This is a genomic window from Desulfovibrio sp. OH1186_COT-070, from assembly GCF_003860215.1.
Classification (GTDB): Bacteria; Desulfobacterota; Desulfovibrionia; order Desulfovibrionales; family Desulfovibrionaceae; genus Desulfovibrio.
The window spans coordinates 1-791 of sequence record NZ_RQYH01000114.1 but is presented as its reverse complement, the minus strand read 5'-3'; the positions used below and the strand labels follow the sequence as shown (position 1 = coordinate 791).

Below are 791 nucleotides of genomic sequence, written 5' to 3'. Positions count from 1 at the left end.
ATCGTATGGAAAAGGTGTTTTTTGGGGTATAACCTTTGTCGCCACCCGCACAGCGGGTGGTTTTCTGTTTCGCTTCGCTCAACTGGCTAAAGCCGGAATGCAGTGCTGCCGGGCACAGCCAAAGTGGCTGTGCCCGGCAGGGAAGGAAAAGGCTACAGGCTAGAACTCGTAGCGCAGCGTGCCGAAGACACCGTGTCCGGTGCGGTGCTGTGAAGCCTGGAGGTTGTAGTTCAGGCCGACGCTGAAGTCGCCCTTGGCCAGTTCAAAGCCCGCGCCGCCGTCAAAGGTGAGGTAGTCCACCACCTGCATCTTCATTTCGGCACTGCTGTCCACTCCGGGGATGCGCACCTTGCTTCTGGCCTTCACGTCGCCCGTGGCCGGGATGACGCCAAGGTCCAACTGCGGCTTGAAGGTCCAGCCGTTTGCGCTTTCCAGATTGGCGGCAAGGGTCACGCCCAAGGGGAACGTCCAGATGGACTGGACGCTGCGGTCCACTTCAAAGACCGTGTCGCCGCTGCTGGTCACGTCATGCTTGTCGGTCACAAGGCCCATGTAGCGCACGCCCACATGGGGGATGATGTCCAGCACGCCCGCATTGAACTTGTATTCCGCCTTGAGGCCCGTATTCCAGGCATGGCTGGTCACGTCGGCCTTGAGGTCGCGCATCTGCATGGAGGCGGGCAGATCCTGCTGCAGCTTGTTGTAGTTGCTGGTATAGCCCACATCGGCGGTGAGGCCGAAGTTGTTGTATACCCAGCCGCCGTAGAGGCTCACGCCCCAGAAGTTGAAGC

The 791-nt window shown here is 60.2% G+C and carries 1 protein-coding gene; it reads right to left on the bottom strand.

Going from position 1 to position 791, the window contains the following annotated elements; all coding sequences use genetic code 11:
* Nucleotides 1–159: 159 nt before the first annotated feature.
* On the bottom strand, nt 160–791 hold a 632-nt coding region (locus EII23_RS12115; protein ID WP_148091276.1), incomplete at its 5' end, for an autotransporter domain-containing protein.